The sequence below is a fragment of the Massilia sp. CT11-108 genome (assembly GCF_047302915.1).
Classification (GTDB): domain Bacteria; phylum Pseudomonadota; class Gammaproteobacteria; order Burkholderiales; family Burkholderiaceae_D; genus Telluria; species Telluria orientalis.
Genome location: NZ_JBKYMO010000383.1, coordinates 1 through 5380, shown reverse-complemented (window position 1 = coordinate 5380; position 5380 = coordinate 1). Strand labels below are relative to the sequence as shown.

Here is a 5380-nt window from a genome sequence, read left to right as displayed (position 1 = left end):
TCGTCGGCGTTCAGGCCTGCATGTGCGATGGCGTCGCGCATCGTGACGCCGTCCGCATCCTTCTGATCGAGCCAGTTCGTGTCGAAACCGCCGCACAGCGCGCCCGACCCGAGGAACACGGCTTTGTAGCGCTGGCCTTCCTCTTCCGCGAAGCCGACGACTTCGATGCCGTACGACAGGCGCTTGCCCTGGCGGTGCAGTTCGCGCACGCACGCCATCGGCACGAGGATGCCCAGGCGGCCGTCGTACTTGCCGCCGTTGCGCACGGTGTCGTAGTGCGAACCGGTCAGCAGGCGCTGCGCGGAAGGATCGGCGCCATGATAGATGCCGACCACATTGCCGACGGCGTCGATCGTGACGTCGTCGAAGCCGCAATCCTCGCGCATCCATGCCGCCAGCTGGGCGGCGGCCGCGCGGTGCGCGTCCGTCAGGTACGTCACGCACAACTCTCCGCGCTCGGCGTAACCGGGTTCGCTGTGGGCGGCCAGCTGTTCATGCCAGTCCCACACGAGGTTGCCGAGGGTCGGGTGCTGGTCGAACTTGTCGTCCAGGCGGATCTCGGCGATGCGGTGGATGTTGCGCAGCGCTTCGGCGAATTCGAAGTCCGGGCCATTGGCCAGGCGGCGCGCGAACGTGGCGATGATCTCCGCCTTTGGCAGGCCCAGGCCGCGCGGGCCGCGCACGGCCAGGATGAATGGGAAGCCGAATTTGGCGTTGTAGTCGGCGTTGAGCTTCTGGATCGTCGCGAATTCCTCCGGCGTGCAATTCGTCAGGCCGGCCTTGTTCTGTTCATTCGTCGATTCGGCCGTCAGCGTCTTGCTGACCATCGCCTTGCCGGCGAGCTCCGGGTGGGCGCGGATCAGGCCCAGTTGTTCTTCACGCGACGCGTCGCGCACGGCTTCGACGAGGCCGCGCTTCAGCTGCGCCAGCGTGGCGAACGGGCGCTTGGCCCAGGCGCGGGCGGCGATCCAGGGCGAGTGTTCGTAGACGCCGTCCAGCAGGGCAGTGAAGCCCGCTTCATCGGCGGCGTTGAGTGTCTCCAGCGTTAACATTGTGATTACTCCCACGCGAATGCGGTGTCGGGGTTGTAGGGATGCACGCTCTTCCAGTGGCGCGCGATGTCGATGCGGCGCGTGACCCACACGCGGTCGTGCTGTTCGATGTAGTCCAGGAAGCGTTGCAGCGCGCGGAAGCGTCCCGGGCGGCCCAGCAGGCGGCAGTGCATGCCGATGTTGAGAATTGAGGGGCGCTCGCCGCCTTCCTGGTAGTGCACGTCGAACGCGTCGCGCAGGTACGAGAGGAACGGGTCGCCGTGCGAAAAACCTTGCGGCAGGGCGAAGCGCATGTCGTTCGTGTCCAGCGTGTACGGCACGACCAGTTGCGGCGCCTGCGTGCCGTCGGTCTTGCGGACCTTCAGCCAGAACGGCAGGTCGTCGCCGTAATAGTCGCTGTCGTATTCGAAGCCGCCGTAGTCGGCGACGAGGCGGCGCGTATTCGGGCTGTCGCGGCCCGTGTACCAGCCGAGCGCGCGTTCGCCCGTCAGGCGTTCGATGGCTTCCATGCCGCGCGCCATGTCCGCGCGTTCGGTCGCTTCGTCGACGTTCTGGTAGCTGATCCAGCGGTGGCCGTGGCACGCGATCTCGTGGCCCAGTTCCTTGAACGCGGCCGTCACGTCGGGCGAGCGTTCCAGCGCCATGCCGACGCCGAAGATCGTCAGGGGGAGGCCGCGCTTCTCGAATTCGCGCAGGATGCGCCAGACGCCCACGCGCGAGCCGTATTCGTAGATGCTTTCCATCGACAGGTGACGGGCCGGGAACGACGCCGGGTTGAACATCTCGGACAGGAATTGCTCGCTGCCGGCGTCGCCGTGCAGCACGCTGTTCTCGCCGCCTTCCTCATAGTTCAGGACGAACTGCACGGCGACGCGGGCGCGGCCCGGCCAGTCGGCGTACGGTTGCTCGCGGCCGTAGCCGGCGAGGTCACGTGGATAGTGCTGGGTCATGATGGTGTCTTTGATTCAATGGTGGAGGATGTCGGCCAGGTCCACGCGCTGCGGATCGAGGTGCAGGTTGTGCTGGACGTTGGCCAGGTGCTTGGAGACGAGGCGCACCGCCGCCTTGACGTCGCGCTTTTCGAACGCGTCGACGATGGCCACGTGCTCATCGAGGGATTCTTCCGCCGATTGCGACGACTGGCGCATCAGCGCGATCAGCGAGGAACGCGTCAGGAGTTCGGAGAGCATCTGCACGAGCACCTGGTTGCCGAGCATTTGCGCCAGCACGAGGTGGAAATCGCCCAGCAGGCGCGTGCGGCCCGGGACTTCCGCATTGTTGACGGCCGCGCGTTCCAGCTCCAGGTGTTCGCGCAGCTGTTTGACCTGGGCGTCGGTGATCGTCGCGCACAGCTGCTTCGTGACCGCCGTCTCGAGGATCGCGCGCACTTCGAACACGTCGTTCGCTTCCTCGGCCGTCGGGGTGGCGACGAACGCGCCGCGGGCCGGCTCCAGCACGACGAGGCGGTCGCGCGACAACTGGTTGAACGCCTGGCGCACGACGGTGCGCGACACCTTGAAGATGTCGCCGATCTTCTGTTCGGACAGCTTCGTGCCCGGCATCAGCCGGCGCTCGGCGATCGCCGTGGTGATGGAGTCCACGATGCGCTGCGTGGCGCCGCCGGACGGCGCGTTCGCGGGCGTATCATGGATATCGCTGGTCAGCGGGACTATCTTCAGGGGTTGGCGGGCTCGGTTCATGGTCGCTCGGGACAATAAGTGATTGACATCGTGTCTGAAGTGTATACACTTTTCGAAAAAAAGAAAACACAAAGTGTATGCAATTTTTTACGTCAATCAACAAGAAAGGAAATCAGATGGGACACCTCAGCACCCACGTGCTCGATACGATGAACGGTTGCCCGGCCGCCGGCATGCGCGTCACCCTCGAAGCGCTCGACCATGACGGCGGCGCGCGCACGATCAAGACGCTCACCCTCAATAGCGACGGCCGCAACGACGGCGGTCCGCTGCTGAATGCGGAGACGATGGCGGTCGGCCGCTACCGCCTCACGTTCGGTGTGGCGGCGTATTTCCGCGAGAAGGGCGTGAACCTGCCCGAGCCGGCCTTCCTCGACGTGGTGCCGCTCGAATTCGGCATCGCCGACGCGGCCGGCCACTACCACGTGCCGCTGCTCGTCAGTCCGTGGTCGTATTCCACTTACCGTGGCTCGTAAGCACGGAGCGTTGTTTTTCTCATAAAGTCGTACCCTTTTTCAAAAAGATCGTATACAGTTGTTGTGTCGCCGCGGAGCGCATCGGCAGCAGGGCCCAGCCCTCGCCGGTGGTTGCGATGATTTGCCCCTCACAGAGCCCGCTGTGGTGATGGGACAGCCTGGTGTGTTGGTTGCGCCATGCTTCCTTTGTTTTTGAGGCTCTCATGGAATCCTATTTGCTCGACTGGGTGAATCTGCTATTGCGCTGGACCCACGTCATTACCGCGATCGCCTGGATCGGCGCATCGTTCTACTTCGTCTTCCTCGATAACTCGCTCACCAGGCCGACGTCGCCCGACCTCGTCGAAAAAGGCGTCGACGGCGAACTGTGGGCCGTGCACGGCGGTGGCTTCTACCATCCGCAGAAATACCTCGTGGCCCCGAAATCCATGCCCGAAGGCCTGCACTGGTTCTATTGGGAGAGCTACGCCACGTGGCTGTCCGGTTTCGGCCTGTTCACCGTCCTGTACCTGTTCAATGCCGGGACCTTCATGGTCGACAAGCAGGTGCACGACTGGACGGCCGGCGCCGCCGTTGGTACCGCGCTGGGCTTCCTCGTCGCGTTCTGGCTCGTGTACGACACCATCTGCCGCACGTTCGGCCGCAAGAAGAACGGCGACGCGATCGTCGGCGCGATCATCTTCGCGTTCGTCGTGTTCGCCGCCTGGCTCGCGTGCCAGCTGTACGCCGGCCGTGCCGCCTTCCTGCTGGTCGGCGCCATGCTGGCCACGTCGATGAGCGCCAACGTGTTCTTCTGGATCATTCCGGGCCAGCGCAAGGTGGTCGCGCAGCTGAAGGCCGGCCAGCCGGTCGACCCGATCTACGGCTGGCGCGCGAAGCAGCGCAGCGTCCACAACACGTATTTCACGCTGCCGGTGCTGTTCGCGATGCTGTCCAACCACTATGGCTGGCTGTACTCGGGTGAACACAACTGGGTCGTGCTGGTCCTCATGATGCTGACCGGCGCCCTGATCCGCCAGAGCTTCGTCGCCCGCCACAAGGCGCTCGTACACGGCAAGCGCGTGCCCTGGGAATTCGCGGGCTTCGGCGTGGCCGCCATGCTGGGTCTCGTCGTCTACCTGACCCCGAAACCCGAGGCCGACGTGCCGGCCATCGCGTCCGCCGCACCCGTAAACAGTGCCGCCGCTGCCGGCGCCACCGCGCAGAACGTGAGTTTCGACCAGGTGAAAGGCGTCGTCGCCCAGCGCTGCGCGATGTGCCACTCGGCCGCCATGCCGAGCAAGGGCATCTCGTTCGATTCGCCCGACTCGATCAAGCGTCACGCCCAGCAGATGTACCAGCAGGCCGTCGTGACGAAGCAGATGCCGCTGAATAACGCCACCCAGATCACGCCGGATGAGCGCAATCTCATCAAGCGCTGGTACGAAGAGGGCGCCCCGACCAACTAACCCCGTTGTACCCTGTCCGGCGGCCCTCCACAGCGGGCCGGCGGACACGCTCGCGCGCCCGGCCCAGATGGCCGGCGCGTGGCGGGCGGCATGCTGTTTGTTGTTCATAAAAACATTTAGGAGACAAGCATGACCCAGCCGTCCCGCCATCCGGTGGACGAACGGCTGCCGCTCGCGCGCCTCGGTGCGCTCGGGTTGCAGCACGTCCTCGTCATGTACGCCGGTGCCATTGCCGTCCCCCTCATCGTGGGACGTGCACTCAAACTTCCGCCCGAACAGGTCAGCATGCTGATCTCGGCCGACCTGTTCTGCTGCGGAATCGTGACACTCATCCAATCCCTTGGCCTGACATCGTGGTTCGGCATTCGCCTGCCCGTGATGATGGGCGTGACCTTCGCGGCCGTTGGTCCGATGGTCGCCATCGCGAACGCGGTACCCGGCGTCGACGGGGCGCGCGCGATCTTCGGTGCCGGCATCGGCGCCGGTGCCGTGGCGCTGCTGCTCGCGCCCCTGATGAGCCGGTTGCTACGGTTCTTCCCGCCCGTCGTCACGGGCACCATCATCCTGATCATCGGCGTGACCCTGATGCGCGTCGGCGTGGGCTGGGCGATGGGCGGTCCGGAAAGCACGGCGCAAAGCGTCGATACCGTGAAACTGGCGGCGATGGTCGATGCGGCGCGCGCCGGTGCCGCGCAGGCCGCGGC

6 protein-coding genes are annotated in these 5380 nt (G+C 65.2%); 3 read left to right on the top strand and 3 right to left on the bottom strand.

Going from position 1 to position 5380, the window contains the following annotated elements; translation table 11 throughout:
• The 3 genes from uraD to ACEN88_RS23450 form a co-directional block, all read right to left on the bottom strand.
• Positions 1 to 1052 (bottom strand): 2-oxo-4-hydroxy-4-carboxy-5-ureidoimidazoline decarboxylase (gene uraD / locus ACEN88_RS23460; protein WP_413343523.1); only part of this gene is annotated, 1052 nt, incomplete at its 3' end.
• A gap of 5 nt (positions 1053 to 1057) precedes the next feature.
• Complete coding sequence (gene puuE / locus ACEN88_RS23455; RefSeq protein WP_413343521.1) at positions 1058 to 2002, bottom strand: allantoinase PuuE; 945 nt, start codon at positions 2000 to 2002, stop codon at positions 1058 to 1060.
• Positions 2003 to 2017: 15 nt separating this feature from the next.
• A complete protein-coding gene (locus tag ACEN88_RS23450) occupies positions 2018 to 2752 on the bottom strand; it encodes a GntR family transcriptional regulator (protein WP_413343519.1) in 735 nt (244 codons plus the stop codon).
• A gap of 116 nt (positions 2753 to 2868) precedes the next feature.
• Here ACEN88_RS23450 and uraH point away from each other — a divergent pair, with 116 nt between their 5' ends.
• From uraH to ACEN88_RS23435, 3 genes are all read left to right on the top strand, one after another.
• Entirely contained in the window at positions 2869 to 3228 is a 360-nt protein-coding gene (uraH, locus tag ACEN88_RS23445) for a hydroxyisourate hydrolase (RefSeq protein ID WP_413343517.1), read from the top strand.
• A gap of 203 nt (positions 3229 to 3431) precedes the next feature.
• Positions 3432 to 4676 (top strand): urate hydroxylase PuuD, encoded by a 1245-nt coding sequence (locus ACEN88_RS23440; protein WP_413343515.1) that lies wholly within the window; start codon positions 3432 to 3434, stop codon positions 4674 to 4676.
• Positions 4677 to 4805: 129 nt separating this feature from the next.
• The coding region (locus ACEN88_RS23435; RefSeq protein ID WP_413343513.1) for a solute carrier family 23 protein at positions 4806 to 5380 on the top strand (575 nt) is incomplete at its 3' end.